The 25,565-nt window shown below is 64.5% G+C and carries 21 protein-coding genes; 13 read left to right on the top strand and 8 right to left on the bottom strand.

Features of this window, described 5'->3' with window-relative positions; all coding sequences use genetic code 11:
• Positions 1–10: 10 nt before the first annotated feature.
• On the top strand, positions 11–787 hold the full coding sequence (locus BI327_RS09610; RefSeq protein WP_076859945.1) for a cyclase family protein: 777 nt from the start codon (positions 11–13) through the stop codon (positions 785–787).
• Positions 788–1,098: 311 nt separating this feature from the next.
• On the opposite strand, the gene BI327_RS09605 is transcribed toward BI327_RS09610, so the two are convergent.
• Complete coding sequence (locus tag BI327_RS09605) at positions 1,099–1,365, bottom strand: hypothetical protein (protein ID WP_076859943.1); 267 nt, start codon at positions 1,363–1,365, stop codon at positions 1,099–1,101.
• A gap of 366 nt (positions 1,366–1,731) precedes the next feature.
• Here BI327_RS09605 and BI327_RS09600 point away from each other — a divergent pair, with 366 nt between their 5' ends.
• Entirely contained in the window at positions 1,732–3,552 is a 1,821-nt protein-coding gene (locus tag BI327_RS09600) for a carbamoyltransferase family protein (RefSeq protein ID WP_076859941.1), read from the top strand.
• 60 nt (positions 3,553–3,612) lie between these two features.
• Here the strand turns inward: BI327_RS09600 and BI327_RS09595 are convergent, their stop codons facing one another.
• Positions 3,613–4,776: an OpgC domain-containing protein gene (locus BI327_RS09595; protein WP_076859939.1), complete on the bottom strand. Its 1,164-nt coding sequence runs from the start codon at positions 4,774–4,776 to the stop codon at positions 3,613–3,615.
• 257 nt (positions 4,777–5,033) lie between these two features.
• Between BI327_RS09595 and BI327_RS09590 the strand changes: the two genes are divergently transcribed.
• Positions 5,034–5,339, top strand: coding sequence for an ETC complex I subunit (locus tag BI327_RS09590; protein ID WP_076859937.1), 306 nt, complete (start codon positions 5,034–5,036; stop codon positions 5,337–5,339).
• 39 nt (positions 5,340–5,378) lie between these two features.
• Here the strand turns inward: BI327_RS09590 and BI327_RS09585 are convergent, their stop codons facing one another.
• Positions 5,379–5,873 carry an Lrp/AsnC family transcriptional regulator gene (locus tag BI327_RS09585; RefSeq protein WP_076859935.1) on the bottom strand — a complete coding sequence of 165 codons (495 nt, stop codon included), beginning with the start codon at positions 5,871–5,873 and terminating at the stop codon, positions 5,379–5,381.
• A gap of 2 nt (positions 5,874–5,875) precedes the next feature.
• Positions 5,876–6,529, bottom strand: a complete 654-nt coding sequence (locus tag BI327_RS09580; protein WP_076859933.1) for a TetR/AcrR family transcriptional regulator — start codon at positions 6,527–6,529, stop codon at positions 5,876–5,878.
• A 191-nt stretch (positions 6,530–6,720) separates the two neighbouring features.
• Between BI327_RS09580 and BI327_RS09575 the strand changes: the two genes are divergently transcribed.
• The 4 genes from BI327_RS09575 to BI327_RS09560 all read left to right on the top strand — a co-directional run bounded on the left by BI327_RS09575 (position 6,721) and on the right by BI327_RS09560 (position 12,561).
• Positions 6,721–7,893, top strand: coding sequence for an isovaleryl-CoA dehydrogenase (locus tag BI327_RS09575; protein WP_076859931.1), 1,173 nt, complete (start codon positions 6,721–6,723; stop codon positions 7,891–7,893).
• A gap of 128 nt (positions 7,894–8,021) precedes the next feature.
• Positions 8,022–9,626 carry a carboxyl transferase domain-containing protein gene (locus BI327_RS09570; protein WP_076859929.1) on the top strand — a complete coding sequence of 535 codons (1,605 nt, stop codon included), beginning with the start codon at positions 8,022–8,024 and terminating at the stop codon, positions 9,624–9,626.
• Between the two features lie 14 nt (positions 9,627–9,640).
• Entirely contained in the window at positions 9,641–11,650 is a 2,010-nt protein-coding gene (locus BI327_RS09565) for an acetyl/propionyl/methylcrotonyl-CoA carboxylase subunit alpha (RefSeq protein WP_076860709.1), read from the top strand.
• Positions 11,647–12,561: a hydroxymethylglutaryl-CoA lyase gene (locus BI327_RS09560; protein ID WP_076859927.1), complete on the top strand. Its 915-nt coding sequence runs from the start codon at positions 11,647–11,649 to the stop codon at positions 12,559–12,561. Before BI327_RS09565 ends, BI327_RS09560 begins: the two co-directional genes overlap by 4 nt.
• A 302-nt stretch (positions 12,562–12,863) precedes the next feature.
• On the opposite strand, the gene BI327_RS09555 is transcribed toward BI327_RS09560, so the two are convergent.
• Positions 12,864–13,046, bottom strand: coding sequence for a hypothetical protein (locus BI327_RS09555; protein ID WP_076859925.1), 183 nt, complete (start codon positions 13,044–13,046; stop codon positions 12,864–12,866).
• A gap of 432 nt (positions 13,047–13,478) precedes the next feature.
• On the opposite strand from BI327_RS09555, the gene BI327_RS09550 reads away from it, so the two are divergent.
• The 3 genes from BI327_RS09550 to BI327_RS09540 all read left to right on the top strand — a co-directional run bounded on the left by BI327_RS09550 (position 13,479) and on the right by BI327_RS09540 (position 18,021).
• The gene (locus BI327_RS09550; RefSeq protein WP_245334759.1) at positions 13,479–15,068 is read left to right on the top strand and encodes a sensor domain-containing diguanylate cyclase; all 1,590 of its coding nucleotides are present in this window, start codon (positions 13,479–13,481) and stop codon (positions 15,066–15,068) included.
• Positions 15,069–15,470: 402 nt separating this feature from the next.
• Complete coding sequence (gene ilvD / locus BI327_RS09545; RefSeq protein WP_076859921.1) at positions 15,471–17,195, top strand: dihydroxy-acid dehydratase; 1,725 nt, start codon at positions 15,471–15,473, stop codon at positions 17,193–17,195.
• Positions 17,182–18,021: a tetratricopeptide repeat protein gene (locus BI327_RS09540; protein ID WP_076859919.1), complete on the top strand. Its 840-nt coding sequence runs from the start codon at positions 17,182–17,184 to the stop codon at positions 18,019–18,021. Before ilvD ends, BI327_RS09540 begins: the two co-directional genes overlap by 14 nt.
• 38 nt (positions 18,022–18,059) lie before the next feature.
• On the opposite strand, the gene xth is transcribed toward BI327_RS09540, so the two are convergent.
• On the bottom strand, positions 18,060–18,857 hold the full coding sequence (xth, locus tag BI327_RS09535) for an exodeoxyribonuclease III (RefSeq protein WP_076859917.1): 798 nt from the start codon (positions 18,855–18,857) through the stop codon (positions 18,060–18,062).
• A 43-nt stretch (positions 18,858–18,900) separates the two neighbouring features.
• On the bottom strand, positions 18,901–19,326 hold the full coding sequence (locus tag BI327_RS09530) for a GNAT family N-acetyltransferase (RefSeq protein WP_076859914.1): 426 nt from the start codon (positions 19,324–19,326) through the stop codon (positions 18,901–18,903).
• A 224-nt stretch (positions 19,327–19,550) separates the two neighbouring features.
• Here BI327_RS09530 and BI327_RS09525 point away from each other — a divergent pair, with 224 nt between their 5' ends.
• Together BI327_RS09525 and BI327_RS09520 are read left to right on the top strand one after the other, a co-directional pair.
• The gene (locus tag BI327_RS09525) at positions 19,551–20,684 is read left to right on the top strand and encodes an efflux RND transporter periplasmic adaptor subunit (protein ID WP_076859912.1); all 1,134 of its coding nucleotides are present in this window, start codon (positions 19,551–19,553) and stop codon (positions 20,682–20,684) included.
• A 3-nt stretch (positions 20,685–20,687) separates the two neighbouring features.
• Positions 20,688–23,816 carry an efflux RND transporter permease subunit gene (locus BI327_RS09520; RefSeq protein WP_076859911.1) on the top strand — a complete coding sequence of 1,043 codons (3,129 nt, stop codon included), beginning with the start codon at positions 20,688–20,690 and terminating at the stop codon, positions 23,814–23,816.
• A gap of 63 nt (positions 23,817–23,879) precedes the next feature.
• On the opposite strand, the gene erpA is transcribed toward BI327_RS09520, so the two are convergent.
• Complete coding sequence (gene erpA / locus BI327_RS09515; RefSeq protein ID WP_021081206.1) at positions 23,880–24,209, bottom strand: iron-sulfur cluster insertion protein ErpA; 330 nt, start codon at positions 24,207–24,209, stop codon at positions 23,880–23,882.
• Between the two features lie 138 nt (positions 24,210–24,347).
• Here erpA and BI327_RS09510 point away from each other — a divergent pair, with 138 nt between their 5' ends.
• The gene (locus tag BI327_RS09510; protein WP_089025428.1) at positions 24,348–25,556 is read left to right on the top strand and encodes a deoxyguanosinetriphosphate triphosphohydrolase; all 1,209 of its coding nucleotides are present in this window, start codon (positions 24,348–24,350) and stop codon (positions 25,554–25,556) included.
• Positions 25,557–25,565: the final 9 nt, after the last annotated feature.

The raw sequence follows: 25,565 nt of genomic DNA, 5'->3' as shown, positions 1-25,565 counted from the left end.
AGGAGGCACCATGGCGCGCAGACTGATCGATATCTCCGTCCCCCTGCAGAACGACGTCCCGGCCGATCCGCCGGGCAATCATCCGACCATCCAGTATATCGACCATCAGCAGGGGCTGCCGCGCATGCTGCAGTTCTTCGATGGGCTGAAGGCCGCCGATCTGCCGGACGGGCAGGGCTGGGCGGTCGAGCAGGTCTCGCTCTCCACCCACAACGGCACGCATCTCGATGCGCCCTGGCATTTCCATCCGACCATGAACCGCGGCGAGCGGTCCTGGACCATCGACGAGGTGCCGCTGGAGTGGTGCTTCCAGCCGGGCGTGAAGCTCGACTTCAGGCATCTGCCCGACGGCTACGTCGCGACCGCAGGCGACGTCGAAGCCGAGCTGAAGCGGATCGGCCATACGCTGTCGCCGCTCGAGATCGTCGTCGTCAACACCAGCGCCGGCGCGAAATACGGCCAGGCCGATTACGTCAATTCGGGCTGCGGCATGGGCTACGAGGCAACGATGTATCTGCTCGAGCGCGGCGTGCGGCTGACCGGCATCGACGGCTGGAGCTGGGACGCGCCGTTCGTCTTCACGGCGAAGCGATACGCCGAGACGAAAGACGCCAGCCTGATCTGGGAAGGCCACAAGGCCGGGCGGCACATCGGCTACTGCCACATCGAGAAGCTGCACAACCTGGAGCTTTTGCCGCCGGCCGGCTTCATGGTGTCGTGCTTCCCGGTGAAGATCGAGCGCGCGTCGGCAGGCTGGACGAGGGCGGTTGCGATCCTTGACGGCTAGGCGCGGGAACCGGTGGACAGCCTGTTCATTCCGGTGGGTTGTTGCGGCACGGCTACAGCTTGAAGCAGCCGAATCTGCTCAGATGCACGTCGTAGATGCATTGGGTGATCGGGCTGGCGGCTCGTCCCCGCGTCCCGATTTCTGAAGCGTTCTCTCCCGTGACTAGAGCCCCGGCGCGTCTCCCGGGGCTCTTTCTTGCGTGCCGCGAGCGGGCACGCTCCAAAAGAAAATCAGGTGCGCCGGGACCAACGCACCTGATTTATGTCTTCAAAATCGCTTGTATCGGTAATGTGCTTGAGTGTCGGCGGTTGTTACCACCGGCAAACGCGAACACCACGCGGGGTCCACCAGCAACGAGGACCGACGTAACCACCGTAGCCATAGCCGCGGCCATAGCCCCATCCGCGGCCGCGACCCCAGCCGCCGCGATAGCCATAGCCACGTCCGCCGCCGCGCCAGTAGGCCTGCGCGGACGATGTGGTGGCGCCGACCAGGATGGCAGAGGTGCTTGCGACATAGACGAACAACAAAGCGACTGCTGCAAGGCAACGAGTCAGGATATTGTAGCGTTTAGTCATTCTGAAGATCTCCAGTCACTTCCAAACATCTGAACTGATGCTGGCTGTCTCGCTTAGACGCGCGAGACCGGCATCCGGTTCGAGCATGCTAAGACAATATTTTCACTAAGGTTCTTGCGAGCTTTAACGACTCTATTGAGGCCAACAGGTAAGGTCAAGTTACGTTCCTACCTGCAAAGGATGATGTGGTTGCTGCGCTCATCTTGTCGTTCATCCGCCGTTCATTCTGTTCATCTTGCACTGCGCCGGTTTGATTTGTGCATCGCAGAAGCAGAGATTTGCGAGCCGCGGAAAATGCCATCGAGAACTTGAAGTCGACACGATCCTGTTCTCTGAGCGTTTCAGAATCCTTCCTGAAGAGTGCCCATGCCGAAACAACACACCTACGTCCTTGGTCTCAACGTCTACGACCATGACGTGAGCGCCTGCCTGCTGCGTGACGGTGCGATCGCCTACGCGATCTCCAAGGAGCGCATCACCCGCGAGAAGCACGCCTCCGGCTTCTACAAGGAAGTCATCGACTACTGCCTGTCGGCCGAAGGCATCACGCTCGACGACGTCGATCTCGTGGTGCGCAACAGCTACATCCTGCCGGTGCCCGAGATGGAGGAGCGGATGCTCCACCAGGACATGCCGGGCTTCCTGCCGATTGCCGAGCGCAACGAGGCCATCAAGCATCCGCTGTTTCGTTCCAAATCCGACAAGGTGGTGTCGATCTCGCATCACCTCGCGCATGCCTACAGCGCGTTCGCGGTGTCGCCGTTCAAGGACGGCGTCGTGATGATCGTCGACGGCGTCGGCAACTATCAGGCCGACGCGATGGAGTCCTATCCGCAGGACGGCGCGTCGCCGCTCGCCCGCGAGTCCGAGAGCTACTACAGGTTCGACGATACGAGGCTCGAATGCCTGAAGAAGGTGTTCATGGAGCCGGCGCGCGGGCTGTTGTCGGACGAGTTCTACAACATGCCGGGCTTGGGCGCGCTGTACAGCCGGGTCTCGACCTACGTGTTCGGCGACTGGAACAAATGCGGCGAGCTGATGGGGCTCGCACCCTATGGCCGCCGCGAGCAGGTCGGCAGTCTCCTCGAGATGAAGGACGGCAGGCTCAACGTGCCGTTCTGGGGCGCCGACAACCAGCAGCCCTTCGTGCTCGACGGCGGCAGCTGGGACAAGAGCCCGACGATGCGGCACTGGGAGGACATCGCCTGGCGGGTGCAGGACGACACCGAGAATGTGCTGCTGGCGCGGGCGCGCTGGCTGCGCGAGACCACCGGTGCGAAGAACCTCTGCATCGCCGGCGGCGTCGCGCTGAACTGCGTGGCCAACGGGCGCGTCGCGCGCGAGGCCGGTTTCGAGAATGTCTGGATCCAGCCCGCCGCCGGTGACGACGGCATCGCGATCGGCTGCGCCTATTACGGCTGGCTCGAGCTCCTCAAGCAGCGCCGCTCGTTCGTGATGGACCACGCCTATGTCGGCCGGCCCTACAGCGGCGCCGAGGTCGCGGCCGCGCTGCAAAGCTTCCTGGTCCGGATCCAGGTCGATGCCAAACGCAGCGACAATGTCTGCCGCGATACCGCAAAACTGCTCGCAGACCAGCGGGTGATCGGCTGGTTTCAGGACCGTTCCGAATTCGGCCCGCGTGCGCTCGGCAACCGCAGCCTGATCGCCGATCCGCGCAAGGCCGAGATGAAGGACATCCTCAACAGCCGGGTGAAGCACCGCCAGGCGTTCCGTCCGTTCGCGCCGATCGTGCTGGCGGAGCGCATGAAGGAGATCTTCGAGGGCGAGGAGGACTCGCCCTACATGCTGATCGCAAAGCCGGTGCGCCCCGAATGGCGCGACAGGATCCCGGCGATCGTGCATGTCGACGGCTCGGCGCGGGTGCAGAGCGTGCGGGAAGAGACCAACCCGATGCTCTACCGCCTGCTCAAGGAGTTCGAGGCGCTGACCGGCGTGCCGGTCCTGATCAACACCTCGTTCAACGTCAAGGGCGAGCCGATCATCGAGACGCCGCAGGACGCGGTGAGCTGCTTCCTCACGACGGGGATCGACCACCTCGTGATGCACGACACGCTGGTGTCGAAGACCGCCATGCACAAGGTCGTGACACCCGTGATGACGACGTTCGGCGACGTCGCCACCATCGTCTCCTCGACCACGGCGGACGGCAGCCGGGGAGGCAGCTGAAGCATGGCCCGGAAACGTGTGAAGCGGTTTTCCGAGAAGGCCATGCTTGGGTAAAGGAACTTACGCCGCCTTCGCCGGTGCCGCGGGCTTCGGCGCCGGCGGCTTGACCGGCTTGTCCTGCCGCTTCGACCACGAGATGTAATAGGCCACGATCGTCATGATCGCGATGCCGGAGATGCTGACGAAGATCTGCGCGAACAGCGAGCCCGAGCTCATCGAGAGCTCGAAATGTCCGACAAAGGACAGGAACACGCCGACGCAGAACACCGCGAGCGACTGCTGGCCGCAGACGATCAGGGGATCGAACACCTTCCACTCCAGCGCCGCCCAGTCCTTCGGGATGAAGCGGATGACGAGCACCGTGATCACCACGAAGTGCAGGAAGCGGTAGGGCGCGAGGTTGGTCTTGTCGTTCGGGTTGAACGCCGAATACAGCCAGTCCGGGAACTGGGCGCCGAATTCCGGGAAGCGTCCGGCCATGGTCATGATCAGCGCGAAGATCATGTAGGCGATGCAGAACCACAGCGTGTAGCGCGAATTGATGATGTGCATGTTCTGGCGCGCGCCGCCCATCGCGCACCACGAGCCGAACACGAACAGCACCTGCCAGGCGAACGGATTGAAGTACCAGGTGCCGGCCGGGTAGGCCGGCAGGTTCCAGCCCATGTGGCGCGACACCAGCCACAGCGCGATCGAGGCTAGCATGGTCCAGTTCGGTTGCCGCAGCATGAACCACAGCACCGGCGGGAACAGGCCCATCAGCACGATGTAGAGCGGCAGCACGTCGAGATTGACCGGCTTGAATTTCAGGAACAGGCCCTGGCGCAGCGTCTCGGTGGCGTTGTCGACGAGGCCGGCGACGTTGAACTCGTTGATGATCTCGGAATCGCCGAAGCGCAGCGCCAGGTAGCTGATCGAAGCGATGTAGATCACGAACAGGATGATGTGGGCGACGTAGAGCTGCCAGACCCGCTTGGTCAGCCTTGTCGCACCGACGATGAAGCCGCGCTCCAGCATCATGCGGGCATAGACGAAGGATGCGGTGTAGCCGGAGATGAAGACGAACAGGTCCGCAGCGTCGCTGAAGCCGTAATTCCGCGTCGTGATCCAGTTCACGACGTTGTCGGGGATGTGGTCCAGGTAGATGTACCAGTTGGCGATCCCGCGGAACAGGTCGAGCCGGAGGTCACGTCCTTTTTCAGGCAGGTGAGCGTGGATTTCCATGGGAGCGCCGTTTCCTCGAGATGATGCTGTCGAGAAGACCGTGGTGTGACAATCTGGCCGCGGGCCGAGGGGAGTCCATATGGAAGCCTCCCGGGGCCAGATTGTCACAGCGCGGTAGAATGACTATACCGGTCCGGCGAAGGTTACCTCCGAGATCGAGGAATCACCGATTCATTCGTTGAATGGTGTCTCTATACTATCCCGGCGGTTTCCTTCAAATCGCTTCCATGTCGCATATCCCACGGGGCCGACCATCCATGACCGCACGCATTTTTAAGCCCGCCAAAAACGCGATGCAATCGGGACGTGCCAAGACCAAGGCGTGGCAATTGGACTTCGAGCCGGAGCAGCCGCGCACCGTGGAGCCCTTGATGGGCTGGACCTCGTCGACCGACATGAAGCAGCAGCTGACGCTGCATTTCGACACCAAGGAAGAGGCGGTCGCTTATTGCGAGCGCAAGGGCATCGCCTACCAGGTGATCGAGCCGAAGGATTCGGCGCACCGGCAGATCGCCTATGCCGACAATTTCGCGTTCCGCCGCTGGGAGCCGTGGACGCACTAAGGTTGGACGCACTAAGTCTGGCCTCGCCGGGGCCGGCGATCAGCTGGCCGGGTTCGCGGCGAGGGCGCCCGGGATCGGCAGTGGCGCGTCCTTGGAGACGCCGAGCACCGGGAAGCTTCTGATCTTCCGCACGTTGGGCAGGCCGGCGAATTGCAGCAGCTGCTGACGCATGTCGTCGACGCTGGGCGCAACGCATCGCAGCATGAAATCGGCGTCGCCCGAGATCCGCCAGCATTGCAGGAAGCGCGGCACGGCCGCGACCGCCGCCTCGAACGCCTCGATCGCCACCAGGTTCTGGCTGTCGAGCTGGATCAGCACGAACGTGGTCACCTCGTAGCCGAGCATGCGCTCGTCGAGCGTGGCGCGGACCGCCTGCACCACTCCGCGGCTGCGCAACGCGCGGACCCGGCGCAGGCAGGGCGGGGCGGTGATGCCGACGCGCTCGGCGAGCTCGTTGATCCTGATCCGGCCGTCGCGCTGCAACTCGGCCAGGATCCGCAGATCGATGTCATCGAATTGTGGGCGCTCTGTCACAGTCACGAACCCGCAACCGCGGTCCGCGGGGTCCTGCTGCCGTGGCTCGCCTGACCGGTCTCGGCCCGCGGCGCGACGCCCGACAGCACCAGCTTCTCATGCGCCGCGATGATGGCGTCGCGGGTCAGCCGTCCGCCGGGGCGATACCAGGTGCACAGCCCGGTCAGCAGCGCCAGGATCGCGAAGGTCGCGACCTGGATGTCGATGACCTCGAACACGCCGTCCGCCACGCCGTCGGTCAGGATCTGCGCCAGCCGCGCCTCATAGGCGCCGCGCAGCGCCACCACGGCGTCGTAGTTCTTGGCATCGAGGCTGCGCAGCTCGGAATTGGCGATGAAGACCTCGCGCTTGCGGGTCATGTGATAGGTGACGTGGAAGGCCACGAAGGCGCGCAGCTTCTCGACAGGATCGGCCTTGCCCGCCAGCGCCAGATCGAGCTCGCGCAGCAAATCGTTGATATGGTCCTGAACCAGATCGAACAGCAGGTCCTGCTTGGTTGAGATATGGTTGTAGAGTGAGCCGGCCTGGATGCCGACCTCGGCGGCGAGCTGGCGCAGGCTCATGGCTTCATAGCCGCGCTCGAAGATCAGGCGCACGCCGGCCTTGCGGATCGCCTCCAGCGTGGTGGGGCCATGTGAGCCGATCGTGCGTGCCATCGGGGCCTCGGAGGGTGTTGGCTTGCCGGAATACGGAGGAAACAAGCGAACGACCGTATGTATATCGCATGAAACCCCAGTGAATTCAACGAACTGCGGATTTCATGCCCGAACCATAGCACGATTGCTTGCGAAGCAAAGAAAAAAACGTATGATCGTTTAATTGCAGGATGAATCTCACGGGAGGGATCATGGCCTCGAACCAGGCGGCAATCTTCAATTTCGACCTTGGCGAGACCGCGGATGCGATCCGCGAGACGGTGCATGATTTCTCGACCAACGAGATCGCGCCGCGCGCCGCCGAGATCGATCGCAGCAACCAGTTTCCGCGCGACCTCTGGCCCAGGATCGGCGCGCTCGGGCTGCACGGCATCACCGTCGAGGAAGAGTATGGCGGGTCGGGCCTCGGCTATCTCGAGCACTGCATCGCGGTGGAGGAGATATCGCGCGCCTCGGCCTCCGTCGGCCTGTCCTACGGCGCGCATTCCAACCTCTGCGTCAACCAGATCCGCCGCAACGGCAACGAGGCGCAGAAGCGCAAATATCTGCCCAAGCTGATCTCGGGCGAGCATGTCGGGTCGCTGGCGATGTCGGAGCCCGGCGCCGGTTCGGACGTGGTCTCGATGAAGACCCGCGCCGACAAGAAGGGCGACCGCTTCGTCCTCAACGGCAACAAGATGTGGATCACCAACGGCCCGGTCGCCGATACGCTCGTGGTCTATGCCAAGACCGATGCGAATGCCGGCCCGCGCGGCATCACCGCCTTCATCATCGAGAAGGGCATGAAGGGATTCTCGACCGCGCAGAAGCTCGACAAGCTCGGCATGCGCGGCTCCGACACCTGCGAGCTGGTGTTCGAGAATTGCGAGGTGCCGGAGGAGAACGTGCTCTCCGAGGTCGGCCGCGGCGTCAACGTGCTGATGTCTGGCCTCGACTATGAGCGCGCGGTGCTGGCGGCGGGGCCGATCGGCATCATGCAGGCCTGCATGGACGTCGTGCTGCCCTACGTCCACGAGCGCAAGCAGTTCGGCGAGCCGATCGGCTCGTTCCAGCTGGTGCAGGGCAAGATCGCCGACATGTACACCACGATGAACGCCTCGCGCGCCTACGTGTACGCCGTGGCGAAGGCCTGCGACCGCGGCGAGACCACGCGCGAGGACGCCGCCGGCGCCATCCTCTATGCCGCCGAGAAGGCCACCCAATGCGCGCTGGATGCGATCCAGCTGCTCGGCGGCAACGGCTACATCAACGATTACCCCACGGGCCGCTTGCTGCGTGACGCAAAACTCTACGAGATCGGCGCCGGCACCAGCGAAATCCGCCGCATGCTGATCGGCCGCGAGCTGTTCGCCAAGACGGCCTAGTCTCTTCTCTCCCTCGCCCCGCTCTTGCGGGGAGAGGGTTGGGGTGAGGGGCGTCACCGCATCAACGGTGGCAGAAGAGTCCTCCGCTCGTAGTCCTACCGTGTCCTCCAACGAAACGTGCAACACCGATGCCGCTTCATTCGACGATCGATCCCACATCTTCAGAATTCGCCCGCAACGCCGAGGTGATGCGGGGCCTGGTCGCGGAGCTCCGCGACAAGCTCAAGCAGGTTTCCGGCGGCGGCGGCGAGACCTCGCGCAAGCGCCACACCTCGCGCGGCAAGATGCTGGCGCGCGACCGCGTCGATCTCCTGGTCGATCCCGGCACCGCGTTCCTCGAGCTGTCGCCGCTTGCCGCCAACGGGCTCTATGGCGGGGACGTGCATTCGGCCAGCGTCATCACCGGCGTCGGGCGCATCGCGGGCCGCGAATGCATCATCGTCGCCAATGATGCGACCATCAAGGGCGGCACCTATTATCCGCTGACGGTGAAGAAGCATCTGCGCGCCCAGGACATTGCGCGGCAGAACAATCTGCCCTGCGTCTACATGGTGGATTCCGGCGGCGCCTTCCTGCCGCTACAGGACGAAATCTTTCCCGACGAGCGGCATTTCGGCCGCATCTTCTACAACCAGGCCCAGATGTCCTCGCAGGGCATCCCGCAGATCGCGATCGTGATGGGCTCCTGCACCGCGGGCGGCGCCTACGTGCCTGCCATGTCCGACGAGAGCATCATCGTGCGCAACCAGGGCACGATCTTCCTCGGCGGCCCGCCGCTGGTGAAGGCCGCGACCGGCGAGGTCGTCACTGCCGAAGAGCTCGGCGGCGCCGATGTCCATTCCCGCCAGTCGGGCGTGACCGATCACTACGCGCAGAACGATGCGCACGCGATCGGGATCGCGCGCCGCATCGTCGGCACGCTGAAGCAACCGGCGAAGGCACAGCTCAACATGCGGCCTCCGCAGGAGCCGCTGTTTCCGGCCGAGGAGATCTACGGCGTGGTCTCCGCTGACGGCCGCAAGCCGTTCGACGTGCACGACATCATCGCGCGGATCGTCGACGGCTCCGAATTCGACGAGTTCAAGAAGCTCTACGGCACCACGCTGATCTGCGGCTTCGCCCACATCTGGGGCTATCCGGTCGGCATCATCGCCAACAACGGCATCCTGTTCAGCGAAAGCTCGCTGAAGGGCGCGCATTTCATCGAGCTGTGCTGCCAGCGCGGCATTCCGCTGGTGTTCCTGCAGAACATCACCGGCTTCATGGTCGGCAAGAAGTATGAGGCCGGCGGCATCGCGCGCGACGGTGCCAAGCTGGTGACGGCGGTTGCGACCGCCGGCGTGCCGAAATTCACCGTCGTGATCGGCGGCTCCTACGGCGCCGGCAATTACGGCATGTGCGGCCGCGCCTACAGCCCGCGCTTCCTCTGGCTGTGGCCCAACGCCCGCATCTCGGTGATGGGCGGCGAGCAGGCCTCGATGGTGCTCAGTCAAGTGCGGCGCGACGGCATCGAGGCCAAGGGCGAGAGCTGGTCTGCGGATGAAGAAGACAAATTCCGCGAGCCGATCCGCGCGCAATACGAGAAGCAGGGCAATCCCTATTACGCGACCGCGCGGCTCTGGGACGACGGCGTGATCGATCCCGCCGACACCCGCCTGGTACTCGGGCTCGGCCTGTCGGCCGCCGCCAATGCGCCGATCGAGCCGACGAAATTCGGCCTGTTCAGGATGTGACCCAGGATCTGACCATGGACCGCTCAAAACTCTACCGGCGCTTCCGCACGCTTCTGATCGCCAACCGCGGCGAGATCGCCTGCCGCGTCATCCGCTCGGCGCGCGCCATGGGGCTGCGCACCGTCGCGGTCTATTCCGAGGCCGACCGCGATGCGATGCATGTCGCGCTCGCCGACGAGGCCGTGTTGCTCGGCCCGGCGCGGGCGCGCGACAGCTATCTCGACATCGAGCGCGTGATCGCCGCGGCGAAGGAGACCGGCGCCGAGGCCGTGCATCCCGGCTACGGCTTCCTGTCGGAGAATGCCGAGTTCGCGCAGGCCTGTCTTGACGCTGGTTTGGTGTTTGTCGGCCCGACCGCCGGGATGATGACGGCGATGGGCTCGAAATCAGGCTCGAAGGCGCTGATGGAGAAGGCCGGTGTGCCGCTGGTGCCGGGCTATCACGGCGAGGCGCAGGACGAGGCGATCCTGGCGGAAGCCGCCAACCGGATCGGCTTCCCAGTACTGGTCAAGGCGTCGGCCGGCGGCGGCGGCCGCGGCATGCGCGTGGTCAATTCGGCGGCTGAATTGTCGGCAGCGATCACCAGCGCCAAGCGCGAGGCCAAGGCGGCGTTCGGCGATGACCGCATGCTGATCGAGAAATACGTGCAGAACCCGCGCCACATCGAGGTGCAGATCATCGGCGACAGCCACGGTAATCTGCTCTCGCTGTGGGAGCGCGAATGCACGCTGCAACGGCGCCACCAGAAGGTGATCGAGGAAGCACCGTCGCCGACGCTGAACGCAGCGCAGCGCGAGACGGTCTGCGAGGCCGCGCGCAAGGCGGCCGGTGCGGTCAACTATGTCGGCGCCGGCACCATCGAGTTCGTCTCCGACGGCAAGGACGTGTTCTTCATCGAGATGAACACCCGCCTTCAGGTCGAGCATCCCGTCACCGAGCTGATTACCGGCGTCGATCTCGTGGAATGGCAGCTGCGCGTCGCCTTCGGCGAGGCGCTGCCGCTGAAGCAGAATGAGATCAGGCTGAACGGGCACGCCATCGAGGCGCGCGTTTACGCGGAAAACCCGCAGAAGAACTTCATGCCCTCGGTCGGCCGCATCAAGACCTGGCGGACGCCGCAGGACGGCGACGGCCTGCGTATCGATGCCGGCTATCGCAGCGGCGACAACGTCTCGCCTTACTACGACGCGATGCTCGCCAAGGTGATCGCCTGGGCGCCGACCCGCGAGGGCGCCATCGAGAAGCTCAATCGCGGGCTTGAGCAGACCGATGTCCGCGGCATCGTCACCAACATTCCGTTCCTGTCGGCGCTGGTGACGCATCCGGCCACCCGTGCCAATGCGATCGATACCGGCTTCATCGAGCGGGAGCTGAAGAACCTGACGGCCGGCACCGGCGCGGCCGGCGAGTTCGAACTTTGTGCAGCGGTGGCAGCCATCGTCAATGACGAGCAAAAGGCCGCGCGGCGCGAGGCGAATTCGCCCTGGCAGGCGTTCGGCTGGATGCCGGTCGGCCGCCGCCAGCGGGTGTTCTTGTTGCGGCAGGGCCATGAGCCCGCGCAGACCATCACGCTGCACTATGGCAACGGACCATCGACGCTGTCGGTCGGCGGGCGCGAGTTCGCGTTTGCCATCTCATCGCCCGGCGATGACGGCTTCGACCTGACGCTCAACGGCCTCAAGTCGCGCGTTGCCTCCGTCATCGAGGGCCACGAGCTTTACCTGCGCACCCGCAACGGCCGCTTCGATTTGCACTGGGTCGATCCGTTCGGCGGTGAGAGCGAGGAGCAGGTTGGTGAGGACAAGATCGTGGCACCGTTGCCCGGCACCGTGGTCGCGCTGCTGGCCGAGGAGGGCGCGACCCTGGAGAAGGGTTCCCCGATCCTTACGCTAGAGGTGATGAAGATGGAGCAGACGCTGCGTGCGCCCTACGCCGGCGTGCTGAAGAAGCTCAAATGCAAGGTCGGCGACATCGTCGGCGAAGGCGTCGAGCTTGCCGAAGTCGAACCTGCGGCCGCGCCATGAGCAGTCAGGTCCACATCGTCGAGATGGGGCCGCGCGACGGCCTGCAGAACGAGAAGACGCCGGTCAGCATCGCGGCGCGCATCGCCTTCGTCGAGGCGCTGGTGGCGGCGGGGCTCAACACCGTCGAGGTCGGCGCCTTCGTGTCACCGAAGGCGATCCCGCAGATGGCAAGCTCCGATGAGGTGCTGCGCGGCGTCAGCCAAGTCAAGGATGCCGAATTCCACGTGCTGGTGCCGAACGAGAAGGGCTATGACGCCGCGCGTGCGGCCGGCGCCCAGGTGGTCTCGGTGTTCGCGGCGGCTTCGGAAGGCTTTTCGCGTGCCAACATCAACTGCTCGATCGCGGAGTCGATCGAGCGCTTCAGGCCGGTGCTGGCGCGCGCCAAGGTCGACGGCGTCAAGGTGCGCGGCTATGTCTCCTGCGTGCTGGGCTGTCCGTTCGACGGCGAGATCAAGCCGAAGGCGGTGGCCGACCTCGCCGTGACCCTGTGGGATCTCGGCTGCTACGAGATCTCGCTCGGCGACACCATCGGCGTCGGCACGCCGCTCAAGGCCAGGGAGATGCTGCGCGCGGTCGGCGCCGAGCTTCCCGTGGCCAACCTCGCGATGCACTTCCACGACACCTACGGCCAGGCGCTCGCCAATCTCTATGCTGGCATGGAAGAGGGCGTGCGGGTCATCGACGCCGCCGCCGGCGGCCTCGGTGGCTGCCCCTATGCGCCGGGCGCCACCGGCAACGTCGCGACGGAGGATGTCGTCTACATGCTGGAAGGCATGGGCGTGAAAACCGGGATCGATATGGACAAGCTGCTGGCCACGACAAACGAGGTCGCCGGGCTGCTCGGCCGCCCGCCAGTCAGCCGCGTCGCCTCAGCGCTCAACGCGAAACGGAAGCGGCTCAGCGCCTTGTAGTTTTCAGGATGGGTGAGAGCGACTTGTCCGCCGTAGCTCCAAGAGCGAAGGCGGAAGCGAAACCCATCGTTCATATCCGCGGTGCAGATGATGGGCCAACCTGTCCAATGGCAGCTATGCACTGCGAAGCACAGATTCAAGGCGCACAAGGGCGTGCCTGACTTGCGCAGTCCGGGCTCCCGAAGCCGGACGCTCACCCCATATACGCATCGTGCGCCGGCGCCTTGCGCCAGCGCCGCCCTCCTTGAGGGCGTTTCCTCCCTAGACTTGGGCCGCTTGTTGTTTTCGAGCGGCCCTTTTTCTTATGCCGCCGTCGCGTCGATCGTCGCGATCACGGCCCGCATATCGGTGGCCAGCTCGCGATAGTGCCCGCCCAGCCGCTGGTACAGTTCGCGGTTACTCCCATCCAGCGTCCTGCTAGCGATCAGCTCGCATTCGTTGGCGAGGATCTCAAATCGTTCCAGCTTCGCTTGAAGAGCAGACATGGCGGGCGCTTCCCTGACTGTTACTGAGGGAGCTGCGACGCTACTCCTCCGACTGCGTCTAGTGCAGCATAATTATACGATAGAACTAAATTCTTCTCGACAGCAACCTTGACCGTTTGTTGGTGATTGGGGCTGGCCGAGAGGCGGCCGATCCGATCGGTCGAAATCCCGCACGCCGCCTTCGGCGGCGAGATTGTGGAGCGGCTTGTACTCCGGAGTGGGCAGCGACACAGATCGCCTCGTGGACTGGCCGTTCGGATGGAACCAGTGTTGCGGCGCACACGGCCTGCGTCCTCGGTTCCCGATTCAAAATCCTCCGAAAGCGTTCATCGCTTGGTGACTCAAAAGTGCTGAGGTGAGCGAGCTCGCAATTGCTCCAGGTGGATTCTCGCCATGTCCGGACAGGTGTCAGCGTCTCGGGGCCGAACATTCTTGGCCGGAAAGATCGTCTTCAACTTCGGCCGGTCGGCCTTCGATTGCACGGTCCGGCAGCTCACCGACGCGGGAGCGACCGTCGAACTCGAAACCACGATCGGGATTCCCGACCACGTTCAGCTGTTGCTTGTCGGAAGCCATCAGGTGCGGCCGTGCAAACGGCTGTGGCAATCGGACCGGCAGCTCGGCCTGGTCTTTGAGGAGCAGCGGGCCAACGCTGCGGCTCCCGCGCCCGCGTCCACGCCTGCTGCTTCTGCGCCGGCCGCCATTCCTGAGCGGCGCAGCGGCGATATCCTGCGCGGGCACATGCTGGCGCTGCGCGCAGCGCTCGATCAGATCCCGGTCGGCATCCTGCTGCTGGACGCGGAGCTGAAGGCCCTGTTCATCAACCGTGCGTTCCGGAGAATGTGGACGCTTCCGGACGAGGTTGCCGACCGCAACCCCACCTTCACCGACCTGATGCATCACGGCTGCAAGACCATGGCCTATGAGCTGCCGGCTGCGCAGCTTCAGGCCTATGTTGCCGAACGCGTCCGCCTCGTGAGCGTCGGCGACGTAAATCCGATTGATCTCAGGCGCAGCAATGGCGATGTGGTGCGATGTCAGTGCACGCCGCTGCCCGACGGCGGCCGGATGGTGAGCTACACGCCCGTGACCGATATCGTGCACGCATCGGACAAGCTGAAGGTGCTGACCGGTGCGCTCGAGAACGTCGAGGACGGCGTCGTCCTGCTCGATCGCGATCTCAATGCGATTTTCCTCAATCGGAGAATGCGGGATTTCTGGGAGGTGAGCGAGGAGGAGGTCGCGCGACATCCTCCCTACATCACGCTTATCACGCGCAATCGACGGGCAGTGCCGAGCGGCGCGACCCCTGAGCAGATCAAGGCTTTTCCGGCGAAGCGGATCGCCGAGATCAAGGCAGGCGATCACAAGCGCGACGTGCAGACGCCGGACGGCCGCAATATCAGGGTCCATTGCTCGACGATGGCGAACGGCGGCCGGATGCTGACCTTTGTCGACGTCACCGATCTTGTCCACAATGCACGACAGCTCGAGGTGCTCGCGACCACCGATCCGCTCACCGGGCTGTTCAATCGCAGGCACTTCCTGACGACGCTGGATGCCGAGTGGAGCCGGTTCCAGCGCTACTATCGTTCCGTGTCCGTCCTGATGGTCGATGTCGATCACTTCAAGAGCATCAATGACCGGTTCGGCCATGCGGTCGGCGACGAGGCCATCAAGGCCGTCGCCGAAATCTGCACGCGCGGCAAGCGCAAGTCCGACGTCGTCGGCCGTGTCGGCGGCGAGGAGTTCGCGGTTCTGCTGCCGGAAACGACGTTGTCGCGCGCACGGACGGTCGCCGAGCGGATTCGAAAGCGGGCGGAAGCGTTGACGTTGCCGGCGGATGATCGTCCGGTGCGACTGACGGTGAGCGTCGGCGTTGCCGAGGCCATTACAAGCATGTCCGGGATCGATGCCCTGATGAAGGCCGCCGATGCCGCGCTCTACCAGGCCAAGGAAGGCGGCCGCAATCGTACGCAGTGCTGGACGCCTCCGGCGCCACCGAAGCTGGCGGCCGAGTAGATTGCAGGGTGGATCGAGCGAAGCGCCACCCATCCCACAGACTCGTCATTCCGGGGCTCGCGAAGCTGTATCTCGTGCTCGTCGGTCGGTTCACAACCAAAGCGAACCTAATTCCAAGACAACTACTTTACGGCTGCCTTGTCAGACTCGTGTCAGGGTTCCCATAAGGACTGATAATACATGGTTGCCCGGCGGCCACGATTGTTGCGTTGTTGCAACGATACCTGAACATTTAACCCTAAAAGCAGCCCATCCGTAGTCACGCCGCTTTTTAGCCACACCCTGACATGAAAGGATATTCACCAAGCTGAAGAGCCAGCGCTCCGACGACGGGACATTTTTTCGGGTTCCGGCGTTGATGGAGGAAAGAGCGCGGGAAACGAGCGTCGGAACAGGGTCGCGATGGACGCCAAGACGAACATCAAGGGCAGGCTGCCGAGCCGTCATGTGACGGAGGGCCCCGAGCGCGCACCGCATCGTTCCTATCTCTATGCGATGGGGCTGACGACAGCCCAGATTCATCAACCCTTTGTCGGCGTTGCTTCATGTTGGAATGAAGCGGCCCCCTGCAACATTTCGCTGATGCGCCAGGCGCAGGCGGTGAAGAAGGGCGTGGCATCCGCCGGCGGCACCCCGCGCGAGTTCTGCACCATCACCGTGACCGACGGCATCGCGATGGGCCATGACGGCATGCGCTCGTCGCTGCCGTCGCGCGAATGCATCGCCGATTCGGTCGAACTGACCGTGCGCGGCCATTCCTACGACGCGCTGGTCGGGCTCGCCGGCTGCGACAAGTCGCTGCCGGGCATGATGATGGCGATGGTCCGCCTCAACGTGCCCTCGATCTTCATCTATGGCGGCTCGATCCTGCCGGGCAACTTCCGCGGGCAGCCGGTCACCGTGCAGGACATGTTCGAGGCGGTCGGCAAGCACTCGGTCGGCGCCATGTCGGACGAGGACCTCGACGAGATCGAGCGGGTGGCGTGCCCGTCGGCCGGCGCCTGCGGCGCCCAGTTCACCGCCAACACCATGGCGACCGTGTCCGAGGCGATTGGGCTGGCGCTTCCGTACTCGGCCGGGGCCCCGGCGCCCTACGAGATCCGCGACTCCTTCTGCGCCGCCGCCGGCGAGAAGGTGATGGAGCTGATCGAGAAAAACATCCGGCCCCGCGACATCGTGACCCGCGAAGCCCTTGAAAATGCTGCGGCCGTGGTTGCAGCCTCAGGTGGTTCGACCAATGCTGCGCTGCACCTGCCGGCGATCGCCCATGAGTGCGGCATTAAATTCAATTTGTTCGACGTTGCCGAAATCTTCAAAAAGACTCCTTACGTCGCGGATTTGAAGCCGGGCGGCCGTTATGTTGCCAAAGACATGTTTGAAGTAGGTGGCATTCCGCTGCTGATGAAGACGCTGCTCGACAATGGCCACCTGCACGGGAATTGCCTGACCGTCACTGGCCGAACGATCGCCGAAAACCTCAAAAGCGTGAAATGGAATCCGCACCAGGACGTGGTGCGGCCCGCCGACAATCCTATCACCGTCACAGGTGGGGTGGTCGGGCTGAAGGGTAATCTCGCTCCGGAGGGTGCGATCGTGAAGGTCGCGGGAATGTCCAACCTGAAGTTCACCGGTCCGGCCCGGTGCTTCGACCGCGAGGAAGACGCCTTCGAGGCGGTGCAGAAGCGCACCTACAAGGAAGGCGAAGTGATTGTGATCCGCTACGAGGGGCCGAAGGGCGGTCCCGGCATGCGGGAGATGCTGGCGACGACGGCGGCGCTGACCGGGCAGGGGATGGGCGGCAAGATTGCCCTGATCACCGATGGCCGGTTCTCCGGCGCCACCCGTGGCTTCTGCATCGGACATATTGGACCTGAAGCGGCCGTCGGTGGGCCGATCGGGTTGTTGCAAGACGGCGACATCATCGAGATCGATGCGGTCGCCGGCACCCTTAACGTAAAATTGAGCGACGCCGAACTCGCAAATCGTAAGACCAAATGGGCCCCTCGCGCGACGAACCATACAACTGGTGCGCTGTGGAAGTACGCCGAGCAAGTGGGGCCGGCGGTGGATGGCGCAGTCACCCATCCGGGTGGCGCGCACGAGAAACAGTGTTATGCGGACGTTTAGGCGTACGATTTTTGCGTTTGCGTTAGGGGCCATTCCGGTGGCGGGCCCCGGATTCGGATTCGACGGAGCACCGGTCAACCCCCAGGATACCGTTCTTCCTGTGGTTTCCCCGCAGCCGGGGACGGCTGCCGCGCTGAAGCGGGCCGGCACAGCGCCGGTTACCCCGACCGCAACGTCTCCGACCTCCTCGTTCTCGACGCTGCAATACCAGGCCGAGGGCGGTCACCCCGTGGCGCAGTGGAAGCTCGGCAAGATGTACGCCGAGGGCGACGGCGTCATCCAGGACGACCTACGCGCCTTCGAGTATTTCAGCCGGATCGCCAATGCGCATGCCGAGGATTCCCCGTCGGCGCCGCAGGCCTCGATCGTGGCCAACGCCTTCGTGGCGCTCGGCCGCTACTATCTGAGCGGCATTCCCAATTCCAAGGTGAAGGCGGATACCGAGCGGGCGCGGGAGATGTTCTCCTATGCGGCGTCCTATTTCGGCAACGCCGACGCCCAGTACGACCTGGCCCGGCTGTACCTGAAGACGCCGGACGCCTCGCGGGACGATTTCCGCTATGGCGCACGCTGGCTCGGGCTTGCGGCTCAGAAGGGCCAGCATCAGGCGCAGGCGCTGCTCGGCCAGATGCTGTTCAACGGCGACCGGCTGCCGCCGCAGCGGGCCCGCGGCCTGATGTGGCTGACCTTGGCGCGCGACAGCGCGACGCCCGAGGAAGCCTGGATCAAGGAAAGCTACAACCGGGCGATCGCAAAGGCCTCCGAGGACGACCGCGCGATGGCGCTGCAGATGCTCGAGCACTGGGTGCAGGGGCGTCGCGACTAGAGGCCGCCGGGATTGATATCCCGGGCGGCCGGCAACCTTCAGGCAGTCTCGAAATCGAGATCGGCCCACACCGGGACATGGTCGGACGGCTTCTCCCAGGCGCGGACGTAGCTGTCGATGCCCACATCGATCAGGCGGTCGCTGGCCTGCGGCGACATCAACAGGTGATCGATCCGTAGCCCCCAGTTCTTCTGCCAGGCGCCGGCCTGGTAGTCCCAGAAGGTGTACTGGCCGGGCTCGTCATTGACCGCCCGCAGCGCATCGGTCAGGCCGAGGCCGAGCAGCGACTGGAAGGCCTCGCGGGTCTCGGGGCGGAACAGGGCGTCACCGGCCCAGGCGGCCGGATTATAGACGTCGCGGGCCGCCGGGATGACGTTATAGTCGCCGGCCAGGATCAGCGGCTCCTCGGCCTTAAGCCGTTCCTTCGCGTACTCAAGAAGCCGCGACATCCATTTGAGCTTGTACGGATATTTGTCGGTATTGGCGGGGTTGCCGTTGGGCAAATAAAGGCACGCCACCCGCACCACGCCCTGCTTCAGCGTGACCACGCCCTCGAGGAAGCGGGCATGGGCGTCCTCGTCGTCGCCGGCGAGGCCCGACTTGGTCTCGTCGAACGGCAGCTTGGAGAGCAGCGCGACGCCATTGAAGGTCTTCTGGCCGTGGGTGACGACGTTATAGCCGAGCGCCTCGACCTCGAGCCGCGGAAACGCATCGTCGACGCACTTGATCTCCTGCAGGCAGACGATGTCGGGAGAACACTCCTTCAGCCAGCTGACCAACAATTCGATCCGTTGCCGGACCGAATTGACGTTCCAGGTGGCGATGCGAACGGTCATCGGAAGTCCTTTATTTGACGCGGCGCGTTGGTAAGCGCTTCGGCTAGCTCAAACGTTTCCGCATCTCGATGTGTGGGATGCCGGCGTCCTCGAACTCGTCGCCGACCCGCTCGAACCCGGCGCGCGCGTAGAACGGCTCCGCGTGTGTCTGCGCGTTGAGGATCAATTCGGGATAGCCGAGTTCGGCCGCCTTGGCCATCAGCGCGTCCAGCACGCGCGCGCCGACGCCCGTTCCGCGTGCCATTTTGAGCACGGCCATCCGGCCGATATGGCCGTCGGGCAGCAGCCGGCCGGTCGCCACGGCCATGCCTTCATCGGTCAACGCCAGCGCGTGCCAGCTCGGCATGTCCATGTCGTCCCACTCCAGTTCGACCGGCACGCCCTGTTCTTCGACAAAGACGTTGTACCGGATCGCAGCGGCGCGTTCGCGGGCTTGTTCCCAGGTGCAGATGAGGACTGAAGCGGGCATGAGGTCGCGATTCGGAGGGCCTGAAGGCGAAACGGTACGCCCGAATGTCCGGCGATACGCGCACGGGGATCGGACCGAAGGCCGTACTATTTCACTTATGTGGCATACCATGGGCTGTCCGCCTGTGCTAACCCTGTCCGGAAACAAGGCGTAACAATTGCCGACGGGGGAGTGACGACGCGTCCCGGCCTTCAAGGGTGGCCTGTGGCGCACGTGCAAAACTTATGAAAAAACGCAATTTGGTTCTGACTGTCGCCGTTCTCGGCATTGCGGCCGGGGCGGCTTACATGACCCGCTCTTCATGGATGGGTGGCGGTCCCGCCACCGCGCAAGGGACGCCGCGGCCACGCGTGGTCTCGGTGGATCTGGCCAAGGCGGAACGCCGATCGGTGCCGGTCGATGTCGACGCGATCGGACAGGTCACGCCGATCTCCAGCGTCGCGCTGAAGTCGCGGCTGGAGACCACCATCGTCTCGGTGCATTTCGAGGACGGCGCCAAGGTCAATGAAGGCGACCTGCTGTTCATGCTTGACGCGCGGCAGATCGACGCCCAGATCGAGCAGGCCGAGGGCGTGCTGGCCCGTGACCAGGCCCAGCTCGAGGGCGCGCAGCGCGATCTCCGCCGCTACACCGAGCTGGTCGGCAAGGGCGCGACCACCCAGGTCAATCTCGACAACGCCAAGACCCAGTCCGACGTCCTGATCGGCACCATCAAGGCCGACCAGTTCGCGCTGGAAAACCTCCGCGTCCAGAAGAGCTACACGGTGATCCGCGCCCCGTTCGCGGGGCGCATCAGCGCCGCCAACGTCAAGGTCGGCAATTTCGTGCGTCCCGCCGATACCCAGCCGCTCGCGGTCATCAACCAGATGGCGCCGGTCTACGTCACCTTCGCGATCCCCCAGCGCGCGCTGGTCGACCTGCGCGACGCCATGGGGAAGGGCGATTCCAAGGTGATCGCGACAATTCCCGGCCACCAGCGCTCCGAGAGCGGCAAGGTCGCGATGGTCGAGAACGCGGTCGATGCGACCACCGGCATGGTCACCGTGCGCGGCATCATGAACAATGCCAGCGAGACGCTGTGGCCCGGCACCATCGTGCAGACCAAGCTGATCATCCGCAGCGAGGACGCCGTCGTGGTGCCGACTGTTGCAGTCCAGCGCAGCCAGAACGGCAATTTCGTCTTCGTCGTGAAGGACGGCGTCGCCAAGGTCCAGCCGGTCAAGGTCGATCGCACCTTCCAGGGCTCATCGGTGATCTCGGACGGATTGGCAGGCGATGAAAGCGTCGTGGTCGACGGCCAGCTGTTGCTGTCGGAGGGATCGCGGGTCGAGCTCCGCGCGCGCAAGGCCGGAGCCTGACCGATGACGCTCTCCGAGCTCTGCATCCGCCGCCCGGTCATGACGACGCTGATCACGGCGTCGATCATCGCATTCGGCGTGTTCGGCTTCCGCCTGCTGCCGGTCTCGGCGCTGCCCAAGGTCGACTTCCCGACGATTGCGGTCACCGCGACCCTGCCGGGCGCCAGCGCCGACACCATGGCGGCCTCGGTCGCCGGGATCATCGAGCGCCAGCTCTCCACCATCGCCGGCATCTCCTCGATGTCTTCGAACTCCTCGCAGGGCACCAGCGTCATCACGATCCAGTTCGACCTCAACCGCAACATCGACGCCGCCGCGCTCGACGTGCAGACGGCTTTGACGATCGCGCAGCGCCGGCTGCCGATCGAGATGACGATTCCGCCGAGCTTCCGGAAGGTGAACCCGGCGGATTTCCCGGTGCTGTTCGTCTCGCTGGGATCGGCGACGCTGCCGCTGTCAGCGGTCAATGAGTACGGCGACATCACGATCGGGCAGGCGCTGTCGCAATTGCCGGGCGTCGCCCAGGTCTTGATCTATGGCGCGCAGAAATTTGCGATCCGCGTCCAGGCCGACCCGGAGGCCGCGGCCGCCCGCGGCGTCTCGATGGAGGATATCCGCTCGGCGGTGTCGCGCGCCAATTCCTCGACCCCGGTCGGCACGCTGAACGGACCGAAGCAGGACGTTGCGCTGCAGGCCTCCGGCCAGATGGACAAGGCGGCCGACTACCGCCAGATCTATGTCGCCTGGCGCAACGGGTCGCCGGTCCGGCTCGACGAGATCGCCAAGGTCTATGACAGCGTCGAGAACGACAAGATCGCGACCTGGATGAACGACGAGCGCGCGATCGTGCTCGCGATCCAGAAGCAGCCCGACGCGAACACGGTCGCGGTGGTCGACGCCGTCCTCGCCAAGCTGCCGTCATTGCGCGCCGCGATCCCGCCCTCGGTGACCATGCAGGTCATGATGGATCGCTCGGTTTCGATCCGGCAGGCGGTCAGCGACGTCGAGGAAACCCTGCTGATCGCGATCGGGCTCGTGATCCTCGTGATCTTCCTGTTCCTGCGCTCGGCGTCGGCGACCTTCATTCCGGCGCTGGCGGTGCCGATCTCGCTGTTCGGCACCTGTGCGGCGATGTACGCGCTGGATTACTCCATCAACAACATGACGCTGCTGGCGCTGACGCTCTCGGTCGGCTTCGTGGTCGACGACGCCATCGTCATGCTGGAGAACATCGTCCGCCATATCGAGCACGGCATGAAGCCGTTCGAGGCGGCACTGAAGGGCGCCCGCGAGATCGGCTTCACCATCATCTCGATCACCTTCTCGCTGATCGCCGTGTTCATCCCGGTGCTCTTGATGGGCGGCATCGTCGGCCGCGTGTTCCGCGAATTCGCGGTCACGATCTCGGTCGCCATCATCGTCTCCGGTTTCGTGTCGCTGACCCTGACGCCGATGCTGTGCGCCCGCGTGCTGCGCGCGCATGATGCGACCAAGCGGCCGAACATCGTGCTGCGGGCATTCGAGGCGATGTTCGAAGCCTGGCTGCGCGCCTATGAATGGGCGCTCGACTGGGTGCTGGCCAGGAAGGCCCTGATGCTGGTGGTGACGCTCGCGACGCTCGGCGGCACCATCTATCTCTACATGATCGTGCCGAAGGGCTTCTTTCCGCAGGAGGACACCGGCTTCCTGATCGGCGTGACGGAGGCCGCGACCGACACCTCGTTCGAGGCGATGAAGGTGCGGCAGCAGGCGCTGGTCGAGGTGCTCCGGACCGATCCGGCGATCGAGTACATCAACTCCACGGTCGGCTCCGGCGGTCCGAATCCGACCGCAAATTACGGCCGCCTGTTCATCGCGCTGAAGCCGCAGAAGATGCGCGACAGCGCCGCCGTCGTGGTCGGCCGTCTCCGGCAGAAGGCCCGCGAGATCCCCGGCATGCAGGCGTTCTTCCAGAGCATCCAGAACCTCAACATCGGCGGCCGCATCTCGAAGAGCCAGTACCAGTATGTGATGCAGAGCGGCGATACCGAGGCGCTGTACCGGCTGGCGCCAGAGATGCGCGACAAGATCGAGAAGATCCCGGGCCTGCTCGACGTCACGACCGACCTCTACATCAAGAACCCGCAGATGACGGTCGACATCGACCGCGAGAAGGCGGCGGTCTACGGCGTCACCGTCGACCAGGTCCGCAACCAGCTCTACAACGCCTATGGCGCGCGGCAGGTCGGCACCATCTACATGCCGTCGAACGATTACCAGATCATCCTCGAGGTGCAGCCGCAATTCCGCGTCGATCCGTCCGATCTCTCAAAACTCTACATGAAGACGGCGAACGGCCAGACCATTCCGCTGGATGCGGTGGCGCGGCTGGTGCCGACGGTCGGGCCATTACAGATCAACCACCAGGGCCAGCAGCCGGCGGTGACGATCTCGTTCAATCTCGCGCCCGGCAATTCGCTCGGTTATGCCGTCGACAAGATCACCGAGCTCGAGCAGAGCGCGAATTTGCCGCCGACGATTGCGACCGGCTTCTCCGGCACCGCGCAGGTGTTCCAGGATTCGCTGCGCGGGCAGGGTGTCCTGATCCTCGCCGCGGTGTTCGCGGCGTTCGTGATCCTCGGCATTCTCTACGAGAGCTTCATCCACCCGATCACCATCATCTCCGGCCTGCCGTCGGCCGGCATCGGCGCGATCCTGACGCTGATGCTGTTCGGCATGGAGCTGTCGGTGATTGCGATGATCGGCATCGTGATGCTGGTCGGCATCGTCAAGAAGAATGCCATCATGATGGTCGACTTCGCGCTGGAGCGCCGCCGTGTCGGCCTCAGTGCCGAGCACGCGATCCGCGAGGCGGCGCTGCTGCGCTTCCGCCCGATCATGATGACGACGTTCGCTGCGATCTTCGGCACGCTGCCGATCGCGCTGGGCGCGGGTGCCGGCGCCGAACTGCGTCAGCCGCTCGGCGTCGCCGTGGTCGGCGGCCTCTGCGTATCGCAGCTGCTGACGCTGTTCATCACGCCGGTCATCTACATCTATCTCGACCGCATCGACCGCCGGCTGCGGCGCAAGCTCGATCCGCAGGCCGAGGCGGATGGCGAGGTGGAGCGGCCGCAGGTGGTCGCGGCGGAATAGCGTCATCCCTCACGCGAACCCGTTACCGGCGCGCGTCGAGAAACTGCCTGGCGGCGTGGGGCGTTAGATCGAGAAGCTGGTGCCGCAGCCGCAGGAGGCGGTGGCGTTCGGGTTGACGACGCGGAACGAGGCGCCGATTAGGTCGTCGACGAAGTCGACTTCCGAGCCCGCCAGGAACGGGACCGAGGCGGGATCGATCAGCACCACGGCGCTGTCGCGCTCGATCACGAGGTCGTCATCGGCCTGGGTGCGCTCGACGTCGAACTTGTACTGGAAACCGGAGCAGCCGCCGCCTTCGACGGAAATGCGCAGCTTGGCGCCGTCGCCTTCCTTGCTGAGGATCTGCCCGATACGGCGGGCGGCCCGTTCGCTGACAGTGATGGCAGCAGTCATGGTCGGTCTCCGAAACCCTATTTGAGCACGATCGGAGCGGATCATGCCCGGCGTCATACCCAATTCATTTGGTCGGCCGCCTCAGACATAGTTAAGTGCGTCGGACCGTGGAATCAAATGGATAAGGACTAAAATACAGTGTCGGTCGGAATGGCTGCCCCCCGTGCGCCTTATGCCTGCGACCCCGACCGCAGCCGTGGCCGGCTGGTCACGGAGCCGCCGAGCCGGACCCGCAGCCCGTTCCGGCGCGATTGCGACCGGGTGATCCACTCGACGGCGTTCCGCCGCCTCAAGCACAAGACCCAGGTCTTCGTCTTCCACGAGGGCGATCACTACCGCACGCGGCTGACCCATTCGCTGGAGGTGGCGCAGATCGCCCGCGCGCTGGCCCGCCAGCTCGGCGTCGATGAGGATCTGACCGAGACGCTGGCGCTCGCGCACGACCTCGGCCATCCGCCGTTCGGCCATGCCGGGGAGCGGGCGCTCGACGAATGCCTGAAAGAGGATGGTGGCTTCGACCACAACGCCCAGGCGCTGCGGGTCGTCACCTCGCTGGAGCACCGCTATCCCGAATTCGGCGGCCTGAACCTGACCTGGGAATCGCTCGAGGGGATCGTCAAGCACAATGGCCCGCTGACCGAACGCAACGGCGCGCCGGCCGGGCGCTATCTGGACAGCGGCATTCCGGTCGGGATCGCCGACTACAACAAGACCTACGACCTCGAGCTCTGGAGCTATGCCTCGCTCGAGGCCCAGATCGCGGCCTTCGCCGACGATATCGCCTATGACGCCCACGATATCGACGACGGCTTGCGCGCCGGCCTGTTTGCGGTCGACGATCTCAAGGAGATGCCGCTGACATCAGAGATCATCGCCGAGATCGACCGTCATTACCCCGGGCTCGATGAGGTCCGGCGCGGCGCCGAGCTGGTGCGTGAGCTGATCTCACATTTCATCAGCGCGGTCTTCAACGAGGCGAGCAGGCGTCTTGCGGCTGCCCAGCCGCAATCGGCCCAGGACGTGCGCCGCCACAACGCGCCGCTGATCGCGTTTCCGCCTGAGGTGGTCGAGCAGGAGGCGGCAATCAAGGCGTTCCTGTTCCGGCGGATGTATCGCCATCCGCGGGTGATGATCGTGATGCGGGAGGCGGAGCAGGTGGTCCGTAATCTGTTCGAGCGCTACCGGCAGTCACCCGGCGACCTGCCGGCGGAATGGATCGAGGGGAGCGTGCAGGAGACCGCGAGCGCGCGGAACAGGCGGATCGGCAATTTCATTGCCGGGATGACCGACCGTTTCGCCCTGATCGAACACCAAAGGCTTTTTGACTCGACCCCGGATTTGCGTTAGCGCCCTGCC

The organism is Bradyrhizobium mercantei (assembly GCF_001982635.1).
Classification (GTDB): Bacteria; Pseudomonadota; Alphaproteobacteria; order Rhizobiales; family Xanthobacteraceae; genus Bradyrhizobium; species Bradyrhizobium mercantei.
This window is presented reverse-complemented; position numbering and strand designations above follow the sequence as displayed.

Coding starts and splice junctions, on each gene's coding strand:
- BI327_RS09610 (WP_076859945.1), top strand. CDS start 11: ATGGCGCGCAGACTGATCGATATCTCCGTCCCCCTGCAGAACGACGTC.
- BI327_RS09605 (WP_076859943.1), bottom strand. CDS start 1,365: ATGACTAAACGCTACAATATCCTGACTCGTTGCCTTGCAGCAGTCGCT.
- BI327_RS09600 (WP_076859941.1), top strand. CDS start 1,732: ATGCCGAAACAACACACCTACGTCCTTGGTCTCAACGTCTACGACCAT.
- BI327_RS09595 (WP_076859939.1), bottom strand. CDS start 4,776: ATGGAAATCCACGCTCACCTGCCTGAAAAAGGACGTGACCTCCGGCTC.
- BI327_RS09590 (WP_076859937.1), top strand. CDS start 5,034: ATGACCGCACGCATTTTTAAGCCCGCCAAAAACGCGATGCAATCGGGA.
- BI327_RS09580 (WP_076859933.1), bottom strand. CDS start 6,529: ATGGCACGCACGATCGGCTCACATGGCCCCACCACGCTGGAGGCGATC.
- BI327_RS09575 (WP_076859931.1), top strand. CDS start 6,721: ATGGCCTCGAACCAGGCGGCAATCTTCAATTTCGACCTTGGCGAGACC.
- BI327_RS09570 (WP_076859929.1), top strand. CDS start 8,022: ATGCCGCTTCATTCGACGATCGATCCCACATCTTCAGAATTCGCCCGC.
- BI327_RS09565 (WP_076860709.1), top strand. CDS start 9,641: ATGGACCGCTCAAAACTCTACCGGCGCTTCCGCACGCTTCTGATCGCC.
- BI327_RS09560 (WP_076859927.1), top strand. CDS start 11,647: ATGAGCAGTCAGGTCCACATCGTCGAGATGGGGCCGCGCGACGGCCTG.
- BI327_RS09555 (WP_076859925.1), bottom strand. CDS start 13,046: ATGTCTGCTCTTCAAGCGAAGCTGGAACGATTTGAGATCCTCGCCAAC.
- ilvD (WP_076859921.1), top strand. CDS start 15,471: ATGGACGCCAAGACGAACATCAAGGGCAGGCTGCCGAGCCGTCATGTG.
- BI327_RS09540 (WP_076859919.1), top strand. CDS start 17,182: ATGCGGACGTTTAGGCGTACGATTTTTGCGTTTGCGTTAGGGGCCATT.
- xth (WP_076859917.1), bottom strand. CDS start 18,857: ATGACCGTTCGCATCGCCACCTGGAACGTCAATTCGGTCCGGCAACGG.
- BI327_RS09530 (WP_076859914.1), bottom strand. CDS start 19,326: ATGCCCGCTTCAGTCCTCATCTGCACCTGGGAACAAGCCCGCGAACGC.
- BI327_RS09525 (WP_076859912.1), top strand. CDS start 19,551: ATGAAAAAACGCAATTTGGTTCTGACTGTCGCCGTTCTCGGCATTGCG.
- BI327_RS09520 (WP_076859911.1), top strand. CDS start 20,688: ATGACGCTCTCCGAGCTCTGCATCCGCCGCCCGGTCATGACGACGCTG.
- erpA (WP_021081206.1), bottom strand. CDS start 24,209: ATGACTGCTGCCATCACTGTCAGCGAACGGGCCGCCCGCCGTATCGGG.